We start from the raw sequence: 21,773 nt of genomic DNA on the forward strand, positions 1-21,773 counted from the left end.
GAAACACTGACTATATTTGAAAAACAAAAGTGTCAACCATTTTCAGGACGAGACAAGAACTAAGAGCCAAGATGCGAGAACCAAGAACTAAGAACCAAAGCCTGTCTCGTACCGGTAGCTATCGTCACGGGAAACCAATAACCAAGACAAAATGAAAACTAGAACAACCACCAACATCCTCCCATGAAAGGAAAACCGGTACTAGAAGCCAAAGGAGTCAATAAATATTTTTACAGTCCTGTCAAAACCCAGGTGCTGAAGGAAGTGACCTTTCAGGTTACAAGAGGAGAGTTTGTGTCGGTGATGGGGAAATCCGGCTGCGGGAAGTCAACCTTACTCTATATTTTGTCCACCATGGATACTGATTATGAAGGTAAATTGTGGGTAGATGAAGAATTGGTGACAGATAAAAGTCCCAATTACCTTTCCAAGATCAGAAATGAAAAAATCGGTTTTGTTTTCCAGTTTCATTACCTGCTCAATGAGTTCTCTGTTTTGGAAAATGTAATGATTCCGGGACTCAAACTTGATCAGAAAACCAGACAGGAACTGGAGCATATTGCCATGGAAAAACTCAGGATATTTGACATGCAGGATCATGCATTGAAAAAAGCCTATCAGCTCTCCGGCGGACAAAAGCAAAGAGTAGCCGTGGCAAGGGCTTTGATGAATGATCCGCTGATTATCATGGGAGATGAACCTACAGGCAATTTAGATAAAAAGAATTCTGATATTGTATTCAATATTTTCAAGGAATTGGCTGAGGAATTTCATCAGACCATGTTGATTGTAACCCATGATCCTGAATTTGCAGAAGGTACTGACAGAATCATTGAAATGGAGGATGGATATATCATCAATCAATAAGGATGCGTTATTGATTAGGAATTTGTTGTTAGAATTAAAAAATGCTTTAATATATTTTATGAGGAAATTCACTTTTGTTTTGCTCGTTATTTTTTTCTCCTGTTCAGAAAAGCATGAACCGATTTCCGGAATTCCGGAAATCTATTTCCCACCCGTTTCGGGTAATACATGGGAAAGTATTTCACCATCTTCATTGGGTTGGAATATTTCCGAAATAGGAAATCTCAAAACTTTGTTGGAGGACAATGGAACCCGTGCTTTCATTCTCCTCAAAGATGGGAAAATTGTCATGGAAGAATATTTCGGAACCCGATTGTCGGGAAGTCAAGCATTTGACCAAAACTCAATTTGGTATTGGGCTTCTGCAGGTAAAACACTGACGGCAACATTGATTGGAATCGCACAAGAGGAAGGGAAATTAAATATTCAACAGCCAAGTTCAGATTATCTGGGTAAAGGGTGGACTTCCCTGACAGCATCCCAAGAGCATGAAATAAGCGTTTGGCATCAGTTGACCATGACCACAGGTTTGGATGATGGTGCGGGTAATTTAGATGATTTTTCTTCGGAAAATTTAAGGTTTCTCGCCGAACCGGGGACCCGATGGGCGTATCACAATGCCCCATACACCTTATTGGATAAGGTCATTGAAGGAAGTACAGGAAGTACGTTTCCCCAGTTTTTTAAGGATAAACTAGCCTCAAAAATTGGAATGACTGGCTCATGGCAAAGGGTTAATTTCAATAATGTTTTTTTTAGTGATGCCCGGTCAATGGCCAGGTTCGGATTATTGATTTTGGCCAATGGAGATTGGGATGGGGTATCAGTCATCAAAGACAAATCATACCTAGCGCAAATGCTCAGTAAGTCTCAAAACTTGAATCAGGGCTATGGATACCTTTGGTGGCTCAATGATTCGGATACTTTCATGATACCGCAGGTTACGGTTCAATTGCCTGGTTCTTATGCTCCAAATGCCCCTGCAGATATGGTCTGTGGCTTGGGTAGAGATGGTCAATATGTCTGTATTATTCCTTCCCAAAATCTTGTTTTGGTAAGAATGGGTTCCAATCCGGATCAGGCTTTGGTGCCTTTCATGTTTTTGAACGATATGTGGCAGATTCTTCGAAATATCATTCCTTCTGCTTAAGACTTCTCTCAATGATTTGTATCTTCGTAAATAAACCTAAATAATTATTTTATGGCCAAAAAGACAAATTACAGCTTATTTGATGATGTATGTGCTTTTGTCGATGATGCAGCAAAACATCTTGATTTACATCCAGGGTTATTGGATCAGATCAAACAATGTAACAGCATTTACAAATTTAATTTTCCGCTAAGAAATGACGATGGAACTTATGAAACCCTGACAGGTTATAGAATTCAGCATTCACACCATAAGTTACCAGTCAAAGGTGGTATTAGGTACAGCGAGCATGTGGATGAAGAGGAAGTCAAAGGATTGGCAGCACTGATGACTTACAAATGTGCCTTGGTCAACATTCCTTTTGGAGGGGCAAAAGGTGGCATCAGTATAGATCCTACCAAGTACAATATCAATCAATTGGAAAGAATCACAAGGAGATATACAGCAGAGTTGATCAAGAAAAAATTCATAGGTCCTGCCATTGATGTCCCCGCACCGGATTATGGCACCGGAGCAAGAGAAATGGCATGGATAGTGGATACTTTTGAGGCATTTAGTCCAGAATTGATCAATGCCAAAGGCTGTGTTACCGGTAAGCCGCTATCTCAGCATGGGATCGATGGAAGAACCGAAGCCACAGGACAAGGTGTGTTTTATGGGATCAGAGAGGCTGTCAACGTTGATGAGGACATGAAATCACTTGGACTTACCAAAGGTTTGAGAGGAAAGAAAGTGATTGTTCAAGGCCTTGGAAATGTTGGGTATTATTCAGCTAAATACCTGAGTGAAGCAGGTGCAAAGATTATTGGAGTTGCGGAATGGAATGGAGGTATTTGGGATGAAGCAGGTATTCATATTGAAGACCTAAAAAATTATCAGTTGAAAAACAAGGGATACAAAGGATATCCACGTGGCGAATTTATAAAAAACGGCAAAGAAATGCTGACCTATGAATGTGATATTTTAATTCCTGCTGCTTTAGAAAATCAGATTACAATTGAAAATGCAGCTCTAATTAAAGCTAAGATCATTGGCGAGGCAGCTAATGGGCCCGTCACAGAGGAAGCTGAAAAAATATTATTGGATAAAGGTGTCATGATAATTCCTGACATGTATCTGAATGCGGGTGGTGTTACAGTTTCTTATTTTGAGTGGCTCAAAAATCTCTCACGGGTTTCTTTTGGGAAGCTTGAAAAAAGATATGATATGGAAAAATATAGAAAATTGATGAGCACCATAGAAAATGCCACCGGAGAGGAATTTACTGAAGAGGAAAGAGATGCCCTTATCAAAGGTGCCTCTGAAAGGGATTTGGTCTTGTCAGGCTTGGAGGAAACCATGGTCACGGCCTATCAGGATATGAACCGTATTAGAAAGGAAAAAGGTATAGAAAGTCTGCGAACTGCAGGTTTTATCCTAGCTTTGGAAAGAATAGCAGTCAGTTATATGGATTTGGGAATTTTCCCTTGATAAAAGTGGTTGGATTACGAACAAACCCTTCAAGGTTCTTCGAGTTTAAATGTCGAACCTTGAAGGGTTTTTGCAAAATACTTCAGTGAATGTTAACAAAAAGAATAATTCCCTGTCTTGATATCAAAGAGGGCAGGACAGTAAAAGGTGTGAACTTTGTGGATTTGAGGGATGCCGGTGATCCTGTAGAACTCGCAAAAATCTATTCAGATGAAGGTGCTGATGAGCTTGTATTTTTGGATATTACTGCGACAGTTGATAAGAGAAAGACTCTTGCAGAGCTCGTCGGAAAAGTGGCAAGGACGATTAATATCCCATTTACAGTAGGAGGAGGGATTTCTACCATAGAAGATGTCAAAGTTCTGCTCAATGCAGGGGCTGATAAAATATCCATCAATTCATCAGCGGTTAAAAACCCGAAAATCATCAACGAAATGGCAAAAGAGTTTGGTTCCCAATGCGTGGTTGTTGCCATTGATACCCGAAATGTGGATGGGATTGATTTTGTCCATACGCACGGAGGCAGAAAACCTACTATTTTAAATACACAATCCTGGGCCAAGGAAGTCTGTGACAGGGGTGCTGGTGAAATACTGCTTACTTCCATGGACCATGATGGTACCAAGGCGGGCTTTGCCAATGAAATTACATCAGAAATTTCATCCATGTTAACCATTCCGGTAATTGCTTCAGGTGGTGCGGGAAATATGGAGCATTTCAAAGATGTCTTTACCTTTGGAAAAGCCGATGCGGCTTTGGCAGCAAGTATTTTCCATTTCAAAGAAATCCCTATCCCCAATTTGAAAACCTATTTGGAAAAGGAGGGGGTTTTTGTTAGGAAATAAATTTGGTAAGAGCCAAGAGACAAGAACCAAGAGGCAAGAGAAAAGAAGCGAGAAACGAGAGACTAGAAACAAGAGACAAGAAGCAAGAGACAAGAAGCGAGAAACGAGAGACAAGATGCTAAGCCTACCCCGAGTATCGGGGAGCTAAGAGACAAGAACCAAGAGGTAGGATATAAGAACCGAGATGCGAGAGAAAGCTTGTCCCGAAGAATTCGTTGGAATACTGGGCACTGGAGCAGCGTTAATTTTGATGCTCAGTAAGTGTATCGACAATCTAAACAATTAGTGTCAAGTTTAACCAGAAAGTGACATTGTGATGTGGGACTTCCGTCTTCCAACCATTGAAAAAGGGAGCAAATACATCAAAAAATATGCAATAAATTATTAGTCACCATCAAGAAAAAATGAACAACTTAAATATAGATTTTGAAAAAGTAAATGGACTGGTACCTGCGATCATTCAGGATGTGGATACGAATGTTGTCCTCATGTTGGGTTATATGAATCAGGAAGCATTGGACAAAACCTTGGAGACCAAACAAGTAACTTTTTTCAGCAGAACCAAACAACGTCTATGGACCAAAGGAGAGACTTCAGGGAATTTCATGCTTGTCGATCACATCACGGTTGATTGTGACAATGATACACTTTTGGTCAAAGTCAAGCCATTAGGTCATGTATGCCATACCGGTGAAGATACTTGTTTTGGAGAGTCCAACAAATCCAAAACCATGTTTATTGATCACCTGAGAGAAATCATTAAAGACCGAAAAAATAATCCCTCAGACCAATCCTACACTGCATCACTTTTTGCCAAAGGCATTAATAAAATTGCCCAAAAAGTAGGGGAGGAGGCTGTGGAAATAGTTATTGAAGCAAAAGATGATAATAAAGACTTATTTATGGGTGAAGCAGCAGATTTGCTTTATCATTACTTAGTCCTTTTAGAAGCAAAAAAGTATGAATTAGATGAAGTAATGGATGTATTGATTGATAGGCATAAAAATAAATAGTTTTGTCCTTTCAAAAAACATTATCGGAACATGTCTTAAACTTTTTGGAGAAAACATCTTTTTATAAATCAAAAAAGTAAATCAAGCAGGCCGATTTCAATAAAGGATTGAATTATATAAGATTTTTGTAGTCTATCAGAAAGTTTATATCTTCCAAAAAAAATATAAGCAATTTTATGAAAACCTTTATTTTAAGTTTATCATTTGTTTTGGTTGCATTTGGAATCAATGCACAATCAATGAGTGTATCAACCAACGTTTCTTCAATCGAAGCAGAAGGTTGTTACGGGGAATACTTCCAGATTTTTTCTGAAAGAGGAGCAAAGGCAATCCCCAATGGAAACCATGATGTAGTCATCAGCATCATTTACAATGGTGAAAGTCAATGTTATTTTGGGAAAGCGAAAATCGAAAATGGAAAATTGATACCACCGGTTCAGATACAAAAAGAAGATTTGAGCTATGCACCGGTGTCTTCCCTCTACAGAAATCTTGATCAGGAATGGTTGAGCAAACAAAATCCAGAAACCATGTATGACGTTGTGGATGGAATGAGTAAAACCTTTTATTCGGAAGACCAACAAGCAGGAAGGGTATTTTTCTACACCTTTATCAATGACAAACCCAAATCAAACCGGAAAGCCCCTTCAGCTTCAACACTGATTAAAAATTAAATAAAAAGGATTTTGAATATGTGTCTAATATCAAATGATTTGTCAAACAACCGCTGAAAGCGACATATATTCCATAATTTGAAAATGAATCTCCCGCAAAAAAGGGAGATTTTTTTTTTTAACTATCCCAATCCCAAACCACTATACTCCAATGTTCCCCTGTTGGATCTACATATTGATGGATTTCCTTAAAACCAATCCGAGAATGAGCCCTGATGGACCTTGGGTTACGGGTAGATATTTCGGTAATGGCAAAATCAAATGCATCTTTGAAAGTTTCCCGGTAGGTAGCATAAATATTATCAAACACCCCCAATCCGCGGTGATTTTGACCAACACAGACCTGACCTACTACCATGTAATTGAATTCTGAAACCTTCTTCCCCTTAAAACTTATCTGGTCAAAAACATCAAACATCGGAATCAATGCAGGAACATCTCCTTTACAATCAACGGTCATTGACAGGGTAAATGCCACTACTTCCTCTCCATCTTTACAGATAACCTGTGGTGCAAAGGATTGCATTTTTATCAAGGTCTCGAGGTCATGTTTTACAAATAAAAAACCATTTTCTATGGCGCTAATGGTACTGAGGTGGTTTTGTTGCTGAAGGTCAAGGATACCTTGTAGATCTTCTGTGGTCTTGGCGGTTTGGAAAGAAAGCGAATCCATGTTTTTGTTTTTTGATAGATAAAAATAAGCACCAATCTGAATATAATTGCTTGGATCAGATTTTCATTTTTTAACCCATTAACATCTTTTCACAAAATATAATTTTTCCACCGGCAACGTCTGTTTAAATTTTAAGGTTCCAACTTTTGAAAACCACAAAATCATTTGGAAGAGCAAGATGTAATAGCAGGTTGCAGACAGAACAACCAAAATCCACAGAGGAACCTCTTCGACAAGTATTACTGGCGCAGCTATCACGTGGTCATGAGGTACCTGTCCAATCATCATGATACCGAAGATGTCCTCTCCATCTCTTTTACCAAAATTTTTAAAAATATAAGTCAATTTGAAAATAGAGGTGACAGTAGTTTTCAAAAATGGATAAATACCATCTTTATCAATGAATCCATTCGTTTCTTTAAAGCCAAAAAAGAACTCCTTTCACTGCAATCTTTTGTGAACGAAAACATTTATAAAAATGGATTAAACTATGAAAAGGTTCTCCCTGAAAAGGAAGATATCATTGATAAGAAACCAATGATCATTGAAGAAACCACTCCAATTGTAAAAAGTGCATTAGCCCATTACAGTCACTTTCGTTTGCAAAGCAAAATTATAATTCCTGCTGTAATTGAGTTTCTCACAAATCTCCTCCTATACTTTATCGAAATTTTGAATCAGAACCTTATATTGGGAGGGTGGATGTTCGATATTGTATCATATGATTCAAATTAATAGGAAAACTATTACCAAAACAATATGAAAACATAGACCAAAACCAAAAAAAAATGGATGCAAAAGAACAACAAGCAGATTTGATAAAGACTGCAAGGATGGCCGGTATCTGGTATCTGGCCCTGGCAATTACTGGGGTATTGGGGTTTTTGGTATTTCATCCGCAGTTATATATTTCAGGGGATCCGGAGCAAACACTTAAAAACCTAGCTGAAAAAGAATCCTTTGCGAGGGTAAGGCTTTTATTGGAAATTGGCGTGGTCGGCTCGCAGGCAATGGCTGCGCTTTGGTTCTACAAGCTTTTTAGAAATATCAATCCTGTGGCAGCTTTGGCGACCGGACTTTGGGGTACGGTGAATGCTGTTGTTATTTTGATCAGTGCGATTTCTATGGGAGTTGCCATTAAGATTGCAAATGGAACCCTTTTGACCCTCGACTTTAAAGTTGCGTCCATTCATCTTTTGGAGCAGTTCAGTTCAAATGCTTGGGGAGTAGGAGGACTGTTTTTCGGGCTTTGGTTGATTCCAATGGGTTATACAATTACGAGTTCGCAACGAATGCCTATCTGGCTTGGCAGGTTATTAATTCTTGGCGGCATTGGATATATCCTGAACACTTTGATTGGTTACTCAGGCATTTCTTCCATTTGGGTGAATATGCTAACAATACCTGCCACAATCGGGGAATTTTGGATGATTGGATATTTATTGGTTTTTGGAATGCGTCCTTCAAAATGAAAGAATTTTGTTTTAGTATTCATTAGTTAAACCTACCTTTTTCAATCCTTTATCCCTAAAGAGATTGCCACGTCGCACGAAGGACTATTCAAAATATCAAAGTTTCTCAAGTGCTCCCTACCAAAATCGGCAGGCAGGTCTACAATCTAAAATCTAAAATCTTCCTTCATCTCTTATCCTTCATCCTTCAATCTAAAATTTTCTCATCCCTCATCCCTTCCCCCAATCTAAAATCATCAATCTAAAATCCCTTCTCACCCAAACCTCAACGTAAACACTGTCTTATCCCCAACCACTGACTCCGCTTCAAGACTACCTTTGTGGAGGTGCATGATTTGTCTGGAGATGGCAAGTCCAATACCGCTGCCTGATTTTTTGGTGGTATAAAAGGGAACAAAAATCCTTTCGATTGCTTCGGGAACTATACCTTCGCCATGGTCAATTACTTGGATGTATGGAATCGATTGGCTGTCAGTACCTGCGGATAATATGATTGTCCTATTTTTTGCCAAGACCATTGCCTCTTTAGCATTTTTGATCAGATTGATCAATATCATTTGGATAAGATCAGGATCAGCAAGAATTCCCAGATCCCTGGGCTGCAATTTGGGGATAAGTTTAATTTCAACTTTGGTGAGTTCCTCTTTGAGCAAGACACAGATGTTTTCAAACATCTCTGCTACAGGAAATCTCCTGATGACCGGTTGCGGAATATTGGTATAATCCCGGTAAGCATTGACAAATTCCACCAATCCGGCACTACGTTTACTGATGGTCTCCAAACCTTCGGAAAGGTCCATAAAACAGTCTCTTTGCATGACTAGGATTCCGTCATCTTTCTCCTCAACATCTTCCTCCAAAATTGTCCCAAGGGAATTGGCCAAACTCGCAATTGGTGTCATGGAATTCATGATTTCATGTCTCAGTACCTTGGTAAGGTTCTGCCAAGCCTCTAACTCATTTTTCTGTAATTCTGATTTGATGTTCTGAAAAGATAATAAGGTCCAGCTATGTCCCTCCATTTTAAAAGATGCTGATTGCACATTCAGGTGGAGGTCTGAATTGATTTTGATGGAAAAAGAGCCCCCTGGTTTTAACTGCAGCACATTACGTAGCAACTCTATAGACAACTTTCCTAAGTCATTGATGTCTTTGAATTGAGGGATTTGCAGCAATTGCTTGGCAGCCCCGTTGATAACACCGATTTTGCCGTCATTGTCAAATGATAAAATCCCGGTATTGATATGCTGAATCATTATTTGGAGAAACAGCATCTGTTCTTCCTTTTCTGCCCTGGTTTTTTTAAAGGCATCAATGACTTCGTTAAATGACATGTTCATTTCACGGAAGGATGCTCCCAATTTACTGTCCTTGGTAAAGGAAGAAGAAAAATCCGAGTATCTTATGGATTCCAGAAAACGGGTAATCTTTCTATTGGTGGTATTGACAAATGAAATCAGGTTTACCGTCAAAACCAACACAATGATTGAAAACATAATACCCTGTAGGAATGATTGTTCTTTTTGAAAAAAGAAAACACCTACATAGGCCACTGCTACTATCAGTATGACACGGAAAATAATTCCGACAGCAAATGATTTAAAGCCCATATCTCTCCAGTCTTCTGTAAAGGGATGATCGTGTCAAGCCCAATTCCTCAGCAGCACGGGTTATATGTCCATTATGCTTTTGAAGGGCTTTTCGGATCAGGATTTTTTCCACATCTTCTATATTCAGATGGTCTAAGCTGACCATTTCCTCCTGTTTCTCTGGTGCAAGTTGCTTTTGCATAAAGAGATCTTCCGGTTGAAGTACACTGTGGGAAGTCATGATAACAGCCCTTTCGATACTGTGCTGAAGTTCACGGATATTGCCCGGCCAATGGTATTTCTGCATTCTTTTGATCAGGGCTTCACCGGCTTTACGGATTTCCTTGTTGTATTTTTTGGAGTAAATTTCAATGAAATGGTTAGCCAGCAAAGGAATATCATCCAGCCTTTCTCTTAAAGGAGGTAGTGTGATTTCAATGGTATTGATCCTGTAAAGTAAGTCCTGTCGGAAGGTGTTTTCATACACCATGTTATGAATATTCATGTTGGTTGCCGAAATCAACCTGATATTTACAGGAATCACTTTATTGGAACCTACCCGCGTGACTTCTCTATTTTGAATAGCTGCCAATAATTTTGCCTGAAGGGGAAGCGGAAGGTTACCTATTTCATCCAAAAATAAGGTGCCTTTGTTGGCCTGTTCAAATCGCCCGGCCCTGTCCTCTTTGGCATCTGTAAATGATCCTCTTTTGTGCCCAAAAAGCTCACTTTCAAATAATGTACCGGTAATTGATCCCAGATCTACCCCCACAAAAGCCTCCCGGTGTCTCTTAGAATATCGATGGATGGCACGGGCAATCAGTTCCTTCCCTGTTCCGTTTTCTCCCAAAATCAGCACATTTGCATCGGTGGCCGCTACGCGATCTATGGTTTCAAAAACCTTGACCATGGGGCCACTTTGCCCAATGATATCCTTGAATTTGCTGTCTATATCCTGATAAAGCTGTTGCTGTTGGTCTTTAAGTTGGGTTATCTCCAATTTGGATTGGCGGAGTTGAAGAGCCGAGTTGAGGGTTGCCAGTAATTTTTCGTTTTCCCATGGCTTCAAAACAAAATCTGTTGCACCTTCCTTGATGGCCTTGACAGCGGTGTTGACATCTCCATAAGCAGTGATCAAAACCACCACAGCCGAAGAATCTAACTCTAATATCCTATCCAACCAATAAAAACCTTCCTGACCACTGCTGACATCTTTGGTGAAGTTCATGTCCAACATGATCACATCATACTGTTCGTTGACGATCAGGATCGGCAGCAAACTTGGGTTGGTTTCAGTATCTACCTGACCAAAATGCCGCTTTAAAAATATTTTGGCCGCTTTGAGCAAATCTTCATTGTCATCGACAATCAGAATTTTTCCAGTTTTTTGTTCTTTCATTTATAGAGGTGAGATGTTAGACGTAAGACATGAGATTTAAGAAACAAGAAACAAGAGCCAAGAACCAAAGCCTGCCCCGAGTATCGGGGAATCAAGATTCAATAAGCAGAGGCGAGAAGCGAGAACCGAGATGATTTTAAACTAATACCAGTTTCGAATGCGGCTTTAAATCTAAAATCTACCTTCCTACCTCTTCCATTAAAACCCACCTACTTCCGACAACTAACCTCGTACTTGGTACATTGTACTTCGTACTTTGTTCATTCTTCTCACATCCTTTTACCAAACTTGTACCGAAATGATACAAACGGACAATGTTTTTTCAAAATCGGGCATTGGATTAAAATTACGCTATTTTTTCACTTAAATCCGAATTTAAAAATGAACTAGCATTGCACCGTTCGCTGTGGATTTTGGTCGCTGGCGGACAATTTTGTTCGATAAAAAAACGATTCTAACTGCCAAGATGCCTTTTTTAGGTTTTTTTGGCGGTTTTGTTCGTGGCATATTAATTGGCAATAACAGATCAATCGAATAAATGGAAATTACCACAATGGATAGAAAGATTGAAAAAAAGACCTGGACCCCTAAGTTTATCGCTATGATAGCAGGAGGTACCTTATTGGTAGGATTTATTGTGTACCAATTGGTATTTGCTGATTCCAGATCTTCCATGAATGTCAACATGGAACGCATCACTATAGCCACTGTCAGAGAAGGTGAGTTTACAGATTATATTCCTGTAAGTGGTACTATAGAACCGGGAGAGGTCTTCTTCCTTGATGCATTGGAAGGCGGTAATATCCAAAGAATTGTCCGTGAATCAGGGGCTTTTGTCAATGCTGGGGATACTATCTTATTGCTCTCCAATTCCAAACTTCAGCTCGAGGTAATGGAAAGAGAGTCAGGACTGTATTTTCAGATAAACAACCTCAGACAGGTCCGGCTCCAATTGGATCAAAATGACCTCAGTCAGCAAGGTCAGCTGGCAGAGATCGATTATCAGATCAGCTTGTTGAAGCCACAATACGAAAGATTTCGAGAGCTGCATGAAAAGAAATTGGTTTCGGACAGGGAGTTTGAAGAAGTCAAAGAACAATATGAATACAATGTCAAAAGAAGGAAATTGACTTATACAGCATATCGAAATGATTCTATGTCCCGTGTAGCGCAGAAACGACAGCTTCAGGATTCTGAAAGTAGGATGAATCAGTCGCTAGATGGGGTGGGACACATACTAGATAACCTGGCTGTAAGGGCGCCGATTACAGGTCAACTATCGACCGAACAAATTGAAATTGGACAATCCATCAGTGCCGGAGAGAGATATGGACAGATTGATATCCTTGATAAGTTTAAAGTACGGGTGCCGATAGATGAACTGTACCTTCCAAGGATTTACACAGGATTGAAAGGAACCTTTTCATTTTCAGGTGATGATTATGAACTTGAGATAGGGAAAATCTATCCAAATGTGACTGCGGGCAGGTTCGAGGTTGATATGTTTTTCCCTGATGAAGTTCCGACAGGAATTCGCCGGGGTCAAACCGTAAGAATCAGGTTGGAATTGGGTGAAAGCAATCAGGCCACTTTGCTGCCAACAGGTGGCTTTTACAAGGATACCGGTGGTAATTGGGTTTTTGTGGTCGATCAACAGACCGGCAAAGCGGAAAAAAGAAATATACGCCTCGGTCGTAAAAATCCAGAATTCTACGAAGTGATTGAAGGCCTTAATATCGGAGAAAAAGTAATCGTGAGTGGTTATGAGAATTTTGGGAAGAATGAGGTGTTGAATTTGAAATAGTATTTGTCAGATGTCGGATGACAGATGACCGATGTTAGGTTTAAATAAATTAAAGAAGTTAGATTATAAAATAAACGATTAAGTTTCAATGTATTTTATTTTCAATGATTTGGTTTTGGTATTTTGACTTGTAAATCTAAATCTAGACCCTGGAAATCATGAAATTTAAATTTGAAAAACTGACCATTTGGCAAAAAGCCATGGATTTTGGAGAAGAGCTATTTGAAATGAGCTCGAGATTTCCAAAAGAGGAAAAGTATAACCTTATTTCTCAGATCAGGAAAGCTTCAGATTCTATTGCCTTAAACATTTCTGAAGGTTCGATTGGACAATCAAATCTGGAATTCAAAAGATTCTTAGGATATGCTATAAGGTCTCTTGCAGAAGTAGTCACCTGCCTGCATAAGTCAAAAAGAAGAAAATATATAAATGAAAGTGATTTCAAAATATTGTATGACGAAGCCTTTTATTTAATGAACATGATGAATTCCTTCAAATCAAAAATCAAATAATTATTCTATAATTTACAATGAAATCATCTGTCATTCGACCCCTGTCATGATTATCAGAAACCCAACATCGGTCATCGGTCATCTGACATCGGTCAAGAAGCAACCAAAACACAAAAAACAACATCTAATAAACAAAACAACTTAACTACCTCAATACAAACCTCAATCCCATGCAAAACATCATCAAAACCGTCAATCTCAAAAAACTCTACACCACTGAAGAAGTAGAGACTACTGCCTTGGATGATATCAATATAGAAATCAAAAAAGGAGAATTTGTGGCAATTATGGGCCCATCAGGTTGTGGCAAATCTACTTTGCTCAATATTATAGGGCTATTAGATAATCCTGATGCAGGTGAATACCATTTTATTGAAAGTGAAGTGGCCAGATTCTCTGAAAGACAAAGATCCCAACTTAGAAAAGGTAACATTGGATTTGTTTTCCAAAGCTTTAACCTGATCGATGAACTCACAGTATTTGAAAATGTAGAATTACCCCTTTTGTACTTAAAGACTCCGTCTGATGAAAGAAAAAGAAGGGTTGAGGAAGTGCTGACCCGAATGGGAATCATGCACAGAAAAGACCATTTCCCGCAGCAACTTTCCGGGGGACAGCAACAAAGGGTAGCCATAGCCCGGGCTATTGTGGCTAAACCCTCCGTGATACTTGCCGATGAACCTACAGGTAACCTTGATTCAGCAAACGGCGAAGAAGTAATGAGATTGTTGGAAGAACTTAACAATGAAGGAACCACCATTGTGATGGTAACCCACTCTCCCCATGATGCTAACTATGCCCACAGAATCATCAACCTGTTTGATGGCAAAGTGGTGACTGAAAATATCAGAGAGCAGTTTCATGTTTAGAGGCAAGAGTTAAAGCCTGCCCCGAGTATCGGGGAACCAAGAACCAAGATGGAGATGCGAGAGACGAGAACCGAGACCTGAGAGATGAGTTGAGAAAGTCGAAAGAATAGAATCTCGCATCAAAGCCTACCCTGAGTATTTCGGGCCAAGAAGAGAAATCCGGGGAGATATGTCCTAACCAAACCCCGATACTGAGGTTAAATCTAAAATCTAAAATTTAAAATCTACCTTCTACCTTCATCCCTCATCCCTTATCCTTCATCCTTTACAACTTCCCACTCCCCAGCTTCCTACCATGTTATCCATCTATCTCAAAACCGCCCTAAGAAGTTTTAAGAAGCACAGAATGACCTTCGGGATCAATCTTCTGGGGCTTACTTTGGGGCTTACCACTGTGATTTTGATCATGTTGTGGGTTAAGGATGAAATGTGTATCAATAGGTATCATGCACTTGGGGATAGGATTTATGCCGTTTTCACCAATCATGATAATTCAGCTGGTATGGTAACCATAGGAGTTACTCCTGCTGAAATGGCTGAAGCCATGGAGGCTGATCTTGCCCAGGTGGAAATGGCAGCAGCTTATTCCCCTTTTATAGAAGGTGTGTCTTTTGATAAGGGTGGAGAAATACAGATTGCGGATGGCTTGTTTGTAGATCAGCAATACTTGGATATCTTCAGTATAGAGTTTCTGGAAGGAGATAAAAACCAAGCTTTGATTGACATCAATGCAGTTGTATTGTCAGAATCAACTGCCAATAAGATTTTTGGCTCCACAAAAGAGGCCTTGGGAAAATCCCTGAAGTGGTCTGTTTTTGAATTTGGGAATGATGTTCTGGTAAGTGGGGTTTATAAGGATTTTGGGTCCAAAGATGTGGATAAGCCGGAATTTCTGATGTCATTTCCCTATTTCAGGAAAATGCTCGGTGATCGTGCTCATTGGGATAATTTCAACGCTGGTACATATCTGTTGTTAAGAGAGGGAACAGATATAGATGGCTTCAATTTTCAGATAAAAGATTATATCAAAGGAAAAAAAGCAGACAGCAATGTAACACCTTTTGTTCAGTCCTTTGAAGATACCTACTTGTATGGAACCTATGAAGATGGAAAAGTGGTCGGTGGTAGGATCAATTACGTTTGGATTTTTTCAGCCATAGCTTTCTTTATTTTGATGATTGCCTGTATCAATTTTATGAACCTAACCACGGCTAGGACCATGAATAGGATCAAAGAAATAGGTGTCAAGAAATCTATGGGTGCAAGTCGTGGCGGGCTATTCAGTCAATTTATGGTTGAAACCATGCTGCTCAGTTTTTTTGCGATGATTTCTGCACTGGTTTTAGCCAAATTATTACAGCCGTTTTTCAATCAGGTGTCGATGAAAGAAATGGTTCTGGATTTAAATTTAAGCTTGGTCCTGTTGCTTGGTTCTATTTGGGTGTTGACAGCTTTGATGGCGGGAATATACCCATCCCTATATTTATCTAAGTTTAGACCCATTCAGATCCTCAAAAGCAATGTTAAAGGAAGTTTCGGAGAGCTTATGGCAAGAAAGGGTCTGGTCGTTTTTCAGTTCTCCATTTCCTTGTTATTGATTATCGGGATTGTAGTGATAGGAAAACAGATGTCTTTTATCCAAAATCAAAATCTTGGCTATAACCAATCCAACTTGCTTCAAGTGAATTCTTCTTCGATTTCTGACGCCCAGCTAGAACTGTTTTTAAATCAGGTAAGAGGATTGCCCGGTGTTGAAAATGCATCAAGTATAGCTCACCCATTGATTGGGTTGATGAGCTCAACTATTGGATTGCATTGGGAAGGAAAAAATCCTGATGAACAGGTCAAATTTGAGAATATTAGCGTGAATATGGATTTGATCGAAACTATGGAATTTGAGATTTTGGAGGGGAGGTCATTTTCAAGAGAGTTTGGAGACGAAAAAAGTAAAATTATCCTAAATGAGGAAGCTGTCAGCGTGATCGGGCTGAAAGAACCAATTGGTACCATAGTCAATCTTTGGGGAAATGATATGGAAGTGATTGGGATTTTGAAAAATTTCCATTTCGAGTCATTGAAAGAAACTGTAAAGCCAGCTTTTTTAAAGTATGGCGATTCATTTATGCAAAAAATTATCCTAAGGATAAACATCGAAAATCAAACTAATTCAATTGCTGCTCTTTCGGGATTATATCAGGATCTTTTTGATCAAAAGATGGATTTCAGCTTTATGGATGAAGATTTTCAGAGCTTGTACAGTCAGGAGCAACGTGTTTCCAAACTGGCTAAGTATTTTGGGGTAGTTGCTGTTTTCCTTTCATGTTTAGGCTTGTTTGGATTGGCAGCTTTTACAGTTGAAAACCGGAAAAAAGAAATAGGTATTAGAAAAGTATTGGGTGCCTCAATCAATTCCATTTTATATATGATCGTGAGGGACTTTGTATTACTTGTTCTGATATCAATTTTATTAATAATGCCTTTGGCATGGTATCTATCCAATTCCTGGCTTCAGGTATATGCATATAAAACAAGTCTTAGCTGGTGGATTTTTGCAGGAGGAGCTACCATAGTCCTGATGATTGCTTTGATTACAGTCAGTTTTCAGGCTTTAAAAGCAGCTAGCAATAATCCGGTCAATTCCCTGAGTTCTGAGTAATTTATTAACCGTATTTCGACAATATTAAAAGTTTGTTCTATCACTATTAATATTTAACTTCCATGTACTCCAACTATTTCAAAATCGCACTTCGTGGCTTTGCCAAGCATAAGCTAACTTTCTTTATCAACCTCTTTGGATTGGCGCTTGGCTTATGGGCAGCCATCCTGATAGGGCTTTGGGTCAAATCAGAGCTAAACACCAATAAGAATTTGGCTGAGATTGATCAGGTTTATAGGATTATGGAACATCAGCGCTATGGCGCTGAGATATTTACCACTTCTTCTACTCCTGGGATATTGGCAAATGAACTTAAGGAAGTCTACCCGGAAATAGAGGCAGCTGCTACCTATTCATGGAATCAAGACAATCTTTTTGTTGTCGAGGATACCAGGATCAAACTAAATGGGTTTTATGCTGGGGAAGATTTTTTGAAAATCATTCAGCATGAAATTCTTCACGGTGATCGTAATAAATCTTTGGCGGAAATAACAAATATTGTACTTACTGCGGAAGCAGCTGTAAAACTATTTGGGAAGACAGATGTAATCGGGGAAACAGTAGTCATGAAAGAAACTGAAGGTGAAAATTCATTTATTGTCCAAGCAGTTTTGGCACCTTTTTCAGATAACTCCGATGCCCAATTTGAATATATTCTTCCTTTCAGATTTATGTTTGATAAACCATATAATGATTGGTTAAAGGATTGGGGAAATAACGGTCCGAGTACAGTAGTAAGGCTGAACAAAGAGTCGAACTGGCAGGCATTTTCGGCGAGTATCGAGGATTTTATATTGGAAAGGAATGAAGGCAGTAACGTAAAACTTTTTGCCTATCCGCAAACTGAACTGTATCTCCATGGTAAATTCAAAGATGGCATTCAGCAAGGTGGCAAGATTGAATATGTTAAGTTGTTTTCGATTATAGGATTGTTTGTTTTGTTGATAGCTTGTATCAATTTCATGAACCTGTCCACAGCCAAATCTCAGAAAAGAGCCAAAGAAGTCGGTGTAAGGAAAGTTGTGGGCGCAGAAAAAGGTGCCTTGGTCAATCAATTCCTGAGTGAATCTCTTTTAATGACACTCTTTGCAACTGTATTTTCTCTTTTGCTGGTGGAGTTGACTTTACCTGTATTCAATACTTTGACAGGAAAAACCATGTCAGTTCCATACTCAGATGGGGTTTTCTGGCTTCAGTTGGTTGGTGTGATGTTGTTCACGGGTTTGATTGCGGGAAGTTATCCGGCATTTTATCTTTCTGCAACAAAGGTGGTTTCTGTTTTCAGAAGTCATACCAAAGCAGGTAGGGGAGTGGTCCTTGCAAGAAAGGGACTTGTAACTTTTCAGTTTATTCTTGCTACGATCTTGATTGTTTCGACGGTAGTGGTTTATCAGCAGATAAATTACGCACTCAACCAAAATCTGGGATATGACAAGGATCAATTGTTAGTGATACCCTTGGAAGGAAAGTTAATGGACAATTATGAAGTATTCAAAAACCGAATTGACCAAAACAATGAAGTAAAATCCATTAGCAGAACAACACATTCTTTATTGGGAAGAAACTCCAACACAGGAGGTGTCAATTGGGAGGGAAAGGATCCTGATTTCAATGCCTTGTTTGAAATCATGAGGGTTGATTATGGATTTTTGGAAACTATGGGTTTCCATTTGATTAAGGGGGAAGATTTCTCCAGAGAGAAAGGTGCAGACTCCATTCAAGGTGCCATCATCAATAGAAGAGCCTATGAACTGATCGTTGAAAATAACCCTGGAGCAACTTCCTTCAACCTTTGGGGAGATGACAGAACTATCACAGGCGTAGTGGACGATTTTCATTTTCAGAGTTTCCATCAGGCAATGGAACCTGTCATTATCTTACTTGACCCATCTTTTGCATCAACTTGTTTTATCAAAGTCGGTACTGATGATATTCAAAATACCATTGCGTCTATTCAGAATCTTGCTGAGGAAATCAACCCTGATTTCCCGTTCCAGTATACCTTTATGGATGAGAACTATGCAAGAATGTACAGTGAAGATGTTAAGGTCAGAGAATTGGCTAAGTATTTCAGCATACTGACAATATTGATTTCCTGTCTGGGACTTTTGGGATTGTCAGCCCATGTGGCAGAGCAGAAAACAAAGGAAATAGGCATCAGGAAAGTTTTGGGCGCTACCACTTTTTCCATATTGAACGTGATCAATAAAGAGTTTATCGCAATTGTGGCCGTTTCGATTCTTTTAGGTTCAGGATTGTCATATTGGGCCATGCAGGAATGGCTTGCAGGATATGCCTATAGGATTGATTTTGAATGGTGGTTTATCCCACTGGCAGCAGGAGTCATATTATCCATTGCTTATCTGACGGTGACCCTACAAGCCCTTAAAGCTGCGCAAGTGAATCCTGCCTCTACTTTAAAAAGTGAGTGATATAAAGGATGAAGGATGACCGTGGTGCGTCATTGCGAGGAGCACTTTGGAAACTTTGGTATTTTGAATAATCCTTCGTGCGACGTGGCAATCTTTTTAGGGAGGAAGGAGAAAGGATGATGGATGAGGGCTGAAGGTGATGCGTCATTGCGATCCTGCCTGCCGGTTTAGGTAGGGAGCACTTGGGAAACTTTGATATTTTAAATAGTTCTTCTGCGACGTGGCAATCTCGTTAGGGATGAGGGAAGAAGTTGTACAATGAACAAAGTACTAAGTACCAAGAGGCAAGCACCAAGAGACAAGCACCAAGAGACAAGACATGCTTCTTCCTTGAAGGTTGGGGAGTTAGGGCAATGACTTTCAATCTCATACTTCCTTGCATTCTACTTCTAACCTAATACTTGGTACATTGTACTTGGTACATCCAACCCTACATCAAAAACCCATTTTCAACCGGATAAGGTGCGGGAATATTTTCATCTTCAAGCATTTCCCTAAGGTCGATTTCTACACTTCGCGCAATTGACGAGATGGGAACATCATTGTAGGCTGCTTCAAAGGGATTTTCGGAATAATCGCCGATCCGGTCCATTAAGAAGAATATCCAGATGATCAATCCACCAAAAGGTATCGTCAGCCAGACATGCAACACTCTAGAGGCTTCAAAAATATTCAAAAGGCCAAAGGGAATCAACGCACAAAAGACGTAATTCATCCAAAGTGCGGTGGAGGCGTACTGTCTGGGTAAAGGAAAGTTTTTGATTCTTTCGCACATTCCTTGGTTGTCATAAAGCTTACCAATGATCTGATGTAACCAAACCTGTTTAAAATCAGAGATATAACCTCCGGATTTTAGTTCCTGGATTACTTCTGTCTGTTTTTTTAGGATATGTGAAGGAATATTGCTTTTGACTTTTAAAGTATCCCATTCTGAACTGCTGATAAAATATTTAATTTCATCTACCAATTCGTTTGTGTAGGTTTCCTTGAAAGTCGGAGTAAAAACCAATCTAGTAGGGTCCTCATCGTGTTCCCAGGTTTTCTTTTGTCGCAATTGGTATTTAAGGGCATGCATCCAGGCAAGGTGACGATAGATGATAGACTTTTTAAGCCGTTTATCTTCATCCTCATCTTTAGCATCTAACAAAGTCAGAATGGCAGTAGTAAATGTTCTGCTGTCGTTGACAATGGCGCCCCAGATTTTTCTTGCTTCCCAGGTCCTGTCATAGGAACTGTTATTTTTAAAACCAAGATAGAAAGCCACTGCAATACCGATAACGCTTATTGGTTCCCAGGGCAGGGTGAATTCCCAATCAGAGAGTTCGTATAGAATGACAATTAAGGTTGAGTACAATAGCCCGTAATACACTGATTTTCGAGACCACCTTAAAGTCATATAAAAACTATAATGTCTTTTTACATACATATCAAATATATCTTTTAAACAATCTTCTGAATCTTTCCCATCATTCCAGAAAATTGAATGTAATGAAAAATTAACGGTTTTATACGGGTCATTCTAAAATTCTATCAAAGAGATACCTACATTTCTCAACCACCTTGTGTGTATGGGACTTTTTATTTGTCTGAAGTCGAGAAAGGAGGTCAAGGTATTTTTTAGCGATATTTTCTTTGTCGGTCAGGTAGAATGATAAATGCTGAATAAAAAGATGGTTTTGGTACCAGTCCAAAAGCGATTGTCTTAATCCTCCCATATGTCCATGAACCTCCTCCACGAAAATTGAGTTGAAACCGGATTCTATCCTTAAATTTTCCAAAGCAATAATGACCCGAAGACCTTCATAGATATCTTTCAAAGCTTTGCTATCCATTTTGTTTTTGTGCTCAAGGTTGAAAAATTCAAGTTCTTCATTGATGATTTGGGTTGTTGCGGTATTGATCATCAAAGGCTTTAATCCTTTGCTATATTCATAAGCCTCTTCATACAATTTATCCCAAATCTGAAAAGGAGTGCTGACAATGAGATCATATACTTCTGCATAAAGCTTCTTTTTGTCGGATTCCAGCGATTTGATATAAGTATTGAAAGCCATGTTTTGGTCTATATTATGCAATCTCACTTGGTCCAATACCATCTTGATGTGCTTAACTTTTTTCAGCCCTTTAAATAAATCCTTGAAAGGCGAAAATAGTTGGAATTTAAGATTTTCTTCTTTGAAATAGATTCTTGAAATCAGATCAATATATATCTCCAAAAAAATAAGTTTTTGCTCCAGTTCAATGGCTTTTTTTCCTTTGAATTGTTTACCCAATGAAGAGAAGGCCGATTTCGCTTCTTCAAATTGAATATGAAAATGTCTGAAAATCGGGGAGATTTTTCCTTGCAT

The 21,773-nt window shown here is 39.2% G+C and carries 18 protein-coding genes; 13 read left to right on the forward strand and 5 right to left on the reverse strand.

The window, feature by feature from the left end; translation table 11 throughout:
• Window positions 1-183 precede the first annotated feature (183 nt).
• From HMJ38_RS21190 to HMJ38_RS21215, 6 genes are all read left to right on the forward strand, one after another.
• A complete protein-coding gene (locus HMJ38_RS21190) occupies window positions 184-867 on the forward strand; it encodes an ABC transporter ATP-binding protein (protein ID WP_194976447.1) in 684 nt (227 codons plus the stop codon).
• A 58-nt stretch (window positions 868-925) separates the two neighbouring features.
• Window positions 926-2,017: a serine hydrolase domain-containing protein gene (locus HMJ38_RS21195; protein WP_194976448.1), complete on the forward strand. Its 1,092-nt coding sequence runs from the start codon at window positions 926-928 to the stop codon at window positions 2,015-2,017.
• A gap of 51 nt (window positions 2,018-2,068) precedes the next feature.
• Window positions 2,069-3,487 (forward strand): Glu/Leu/Phe/Val family dehydrogenase, encoded by a 1,419-nt coding sequence (locus HMJ38_RS21200; protein WP_194976449.1) that lies wholly within the window; start codon window positions 2,069-2,071, stop codon window positions 3,485-3,487.
• 89 nt (window positions 3,488-3,576) lie between these two features.
• Window positions 3,577-4,332 carry an imidazole glycerol phosphate synthase subunit HisF gene (gene hisF / locus HMJ38_RS21205; protein ID WP_194976450.1) on the forward strand — a complete coding sequence of 252 codons (756 nt, stop codon included), beginning with the start codon at window positions 3,577-3,579 and terminating at the stop codon, window positions 4,330-4,332.
• A gap of 404 nt (window positions 4,333-4,736) precedes the next feature.
• Window positions 4,737-5,345: a bifunctional phosphoribosyl-AMP cyclohydrolase/phosphoribosyl-ATP diphosphatase HisIE gene (gene hisIE / locus HMJ38_RS21210; protein WP_194976451.1), complete on the forward strand. Its 609-nt coding sequence runs from the start codon at window positions 4,737-4,739 to the stop codon at window positions 5,343-5,345.
• 176 nt (window positions 5,346-5,521) lie between these two features.
• A complete protein-coding gene (locus HMJ38_RS21215) occupies window positions 5,522-6,019 on the forward strand; it encodes a hypothetical protein (RefSeq protein ID WP_194976452.1) in 498 nt (165 codons plus the stop codon).
• Window positions 6,020-6,137: 118 nt separating this feature from the next.
• Here HMJ38_RS21215 and HMJ38_RS21220 read toward each other — a convergent pair whose 3' ends face one another.
• Window positions 6,138-6,692 (reverse strand): GNAT family N-acetyltransferase, encoded by a 555-nt coding sequence (locus HMJ38_RS21220; RefSeq protein WP_194976453.1) that lies wholly within the window; start codon window positions 6,690-6,692, stop codon window positions 6,138-6,140.
• Between the two features lie 165 nt (window positions 6,693-6,857).
• Here HMJ38_RS21220 and HMJ38_RS21225 point away from each other — a divergent pair, with 165 nt between their 5' ends.
• On the forward strand, window positions 6,858-7,427 hold the full coding sequence (locus HMJ38_RS21225) for an RNA polymerase sigma factor (RefSeq protein ID WP_194976454.1): 570 nt from the start codon (window positions 6,858-6,860) through the stop codon (window positions 7,425-7,427).
• 53 nt (window positions 7,428-7,480) lie between these two features.
• The gene (locus HMJ38_RS21230; protein ID WP_194976455.1) at window positions 7,481-8,164 is read left to right on the forward strand and encodes a DUF4386 domain-containing protein; all 684 of its coding nucleotides are present in this window, start codon (window positions 7,481-7,483) and stop codon (window positions 8,162-8,164) included.
• A gap of 254 nt (window positions 8,165-8,418) precedes the next feature.
• Here HMJ38_RS21230 and HMJ38_RS21235 read toward each other — a convergent pair whose 3' ends face one another.
• Together HMJ38_RS21235 and HMJ38_RS21240 are read right to left on the reverse strand one after the other, a co-directional pair.
• Entirely contained in the window at window positions 8,419-9,774 is a 1,356-nt protein-coding gene (locus HMJ38_RS21235; RefSeq protein ID WP_194976456.1) for a sensor histidine kinase, read from the reverse strand.
• Window positions 9,764-11,152 (reverse strand): sigma-54-dependent transcriptional regulator, encoded by a 1,389-nt coding sequence (locus tag HMJ38_RS21240; protein ID WP_194976457.1) that lies wholly within the window; start codon window positions 11,150-11,152, stop codon window positions 9,764-9,766. The genes HMJ38_RS21235 and HMJ38_RS21240 overlap by 11 nt, the downstream gene beginning before the upstream one ends.
• Before the next feature lie 538 nt (window positions 11,153-11,690).
• Here HMJ38_RS21240 and HMJ38_RS21245 point away from each other — a divergent pair.
• From HMJ38_RS21245 to HMJ38_RS21265, 5 genes are all read left to right on the forward strand, one after another.
• Window positions 11,691-12,956, forward strand: coding sequence for an efflux RND transporter periplasmic adaptor subunit (locus HMJ38_RS21245; protein WP_228780192.1), 1,266 nt, complete (start codon window positions 11,691-11,693; stop codon window positions 12,954-12,956).
• A 158-nt stretch (window positions 12,957-13,114) separates the two neighbouring features.
• Entirely contained in the window at window positions 13,115-13,468 is a 354-nt protein-coding gene (locus HMJ38_RS21250) for a four helix bundle protein (protein ID WP_194976458.1), read from the forward strand.
• A gap of 170 nt (window positions 13,469-13,638) precedes the next feature.
• Entirely contained in the window at window positions 13,639-14,337 is a 699-nt protein-coding gene (locus HMJ38_RS21255; protein ID WP_194976459.1) for an ABC transporter ATP-binding protein, read from the forward strand.
• A gap of 295 nt (window positions 14,338-14,632) precedes the next feature.
• The gene (locus HMJ38_RS21260; protein ID WP_194976460.1) at window positions 14,633-16,993 is read left to right on the forward strand and encodes an ABC transporter permease; all 2,361 of its coding nucleotides are present in this window, start codon (window positions 14,633-14,635) and stop codon (window positions 16,991-16,993) included.
• A gap of 62 nt (window positions 16,994-17,055) precedes the next feature.
• Entirely contained in the window at window positions 17,056-19,425 is a 2,370-nt protein-coding gene (locus HMJ38_RS21265) for an ABC transporter permease (protein ID WP_194976461.1), read from the forward strand.
• 430 nt (window positions 19,426-19,855) lie between these two features.
• Here HMJ38_RS21265 and HMJ38_RS21270 read toward each other — a convergent pair whose 3' ends face one another.
• Together HMJ38_RS21270 and HMJ38_RS21275 are read right to left on the reverse strand one after the other, a co-directional pair.
• A complete protein-coding gene (locus HMJ38_RS21270) occupies window positions 19,856-20,851 on the reverse strand; it encodes a bestrophin family protein (protein ID WP_194976462.1) in 996 nt (331 codons plus the stop codon).
• Window positions 20,852-20,939: 88 nt separating this feature from the next.
• Window positions 20,940-21,773, reverse strand: coding sequence for a hypothetical protein (locus tag HMJ38_RS21275; RefSeq protein WP_194976463.1), 834 nt, complete (start codon window positions 21,771-21,773; stop codon window positions 20,940-20,942).

Source organism: Aquiflexum lacus (assembly GCF_015476655.1).
Taxonomy (GTDB): Bacteria; Bacteroidota; Bacteroidia; order Cytophagales; family Cyclobacteriaceae; genus Aquiflexum; species Aquiflexum lacus.

What these genes read in the sequence shown, in the direction of transcription:
- HMJ38_RS21190 (WP_194976447.1), top strand. Translation starts at nt 184, where the DNA reads ATGAAAGGAAAACCGGTACTAGAAGCCAAAGGAGTCAATAAATATTTT.
- HMJ38_RS21195 (WP_194976448.1), top strand. Translation starts at nt 926, where the DNA reads ATGAGGAAATTCACTTTTGTTTTGCTCGTTATTTTTTTCTCCTGTTCA.
- HMJ38_RS21200 (WP_194976449.1), top strand. Translation starts at nt 2,069, where the DNA reads ATGGCCAAAAAGACAAATTACAGCTTATTTGATGATGTATGTGCTTTT.
- hisF (WP_194976450.1), top strand. Translation starts at nt 3,577, where the DNA reads ATGTTAACAAAAAGAATAATTCCCTGTCTTGATATCAAAGAGGGCAGG.
- hisIE (WP_194976451.1), top strand. Translation starts at nt 4,737, where the DNA reads ATGAACAACTTAAATATAGATTTTGAAAAAGTAAATGGACTGGTACCT.
- HMJ38_RS21215 (WP_194976452.1), top strand. Translation starts at nt 5,522, where the DNA reads ATGAAAACCTTTATTTTAAGTTTATCATTTGTTTTGGTTGCATTTGGA.
- HMJ38_RS21220 (WP_194976453.1), bottom strand. Translation starts at nt 6,692, where the DNA reads ATGGATTCGCTTTCTTTCCAAACCGCCAAGACCACAGAAGATCTACAA.
- HMJ38_RS21230 (WP_194976455.1), top strand. Translation starts at nt 7,481, where the DNA reads ATGGATGCAAAAGAACAACAAGCAGATTTGATAAAGACTGCAAGGATG.
- HMJ38_RS21235 (WP_194976456.1), bottom strand. Translation starts at nt 9,774, where the DNA reads ATGGGCTTTAAATCATTTGCTGTCGGAATTATTTTCCGTGTCATACTG.
- HMJ38_RS21240 (WP_194976457.1), bottom strand. Translation starts at nt 11,152, where the DNA reads ATGAAAGAACAAAAAACTGGAAAAATTCTGATTGTCGATGACAATGAA.
- HMJ38_RS21245 (WP_228780192.1), top strand. Translation starts at nt 11,691, where the DNA reads ATGGAAATTACCACAATGGATAGAAAGATTGAAAAAAAGACCTGGACC.
- HMJ38_RS21250 (WP_194976458.1), top strand. Translation starts at nt 13,115, where the DNA reads ATGAAATTTAAATTTGAAAAACTGACCATTTGGCAAAAAGCCATGGAT.
- HMJ38_RS21255 (WP_194976459.1), top strand. Translation starts at nt 13,639, where the DNA reads ATGCAAAACATCATCAAAACCGTCAATCTCAAAAAACTCTACACCACT.
- HMJ38_RS21260 (WP_194976460.1), top strand. Translation starts at nt 14,633, where the DNA reads ATGTTATCCATCTATCTCAAAACCGCCCTAAGAAGTTTTAAGAAGCAC.
- HMJ38_RS21265 (WP_194976461.1), top strand. Translation starts at nt 17,056, where the DNA reads ATGTACTCCAACTATTTCAAAATCGCACTTCGTGGCTTTGCCAAGCAT.
- HMJ38_RS21270 (WP_194976462.1), bottom strand. Translation starts at nt 20,851, where the DNA reads ATGTATGTAAAAAGACATTATAGTTTTTATATGACTTTAAGGTGGTCT.
- HMJ38_RS21275 (WP_194976463.1), bottom strand. Translation starts at nt 21,773, where the DNA reads ATGCAAGGAAAAATCTCCCCGATTTTCAGACATTTTCATATTCAATTT.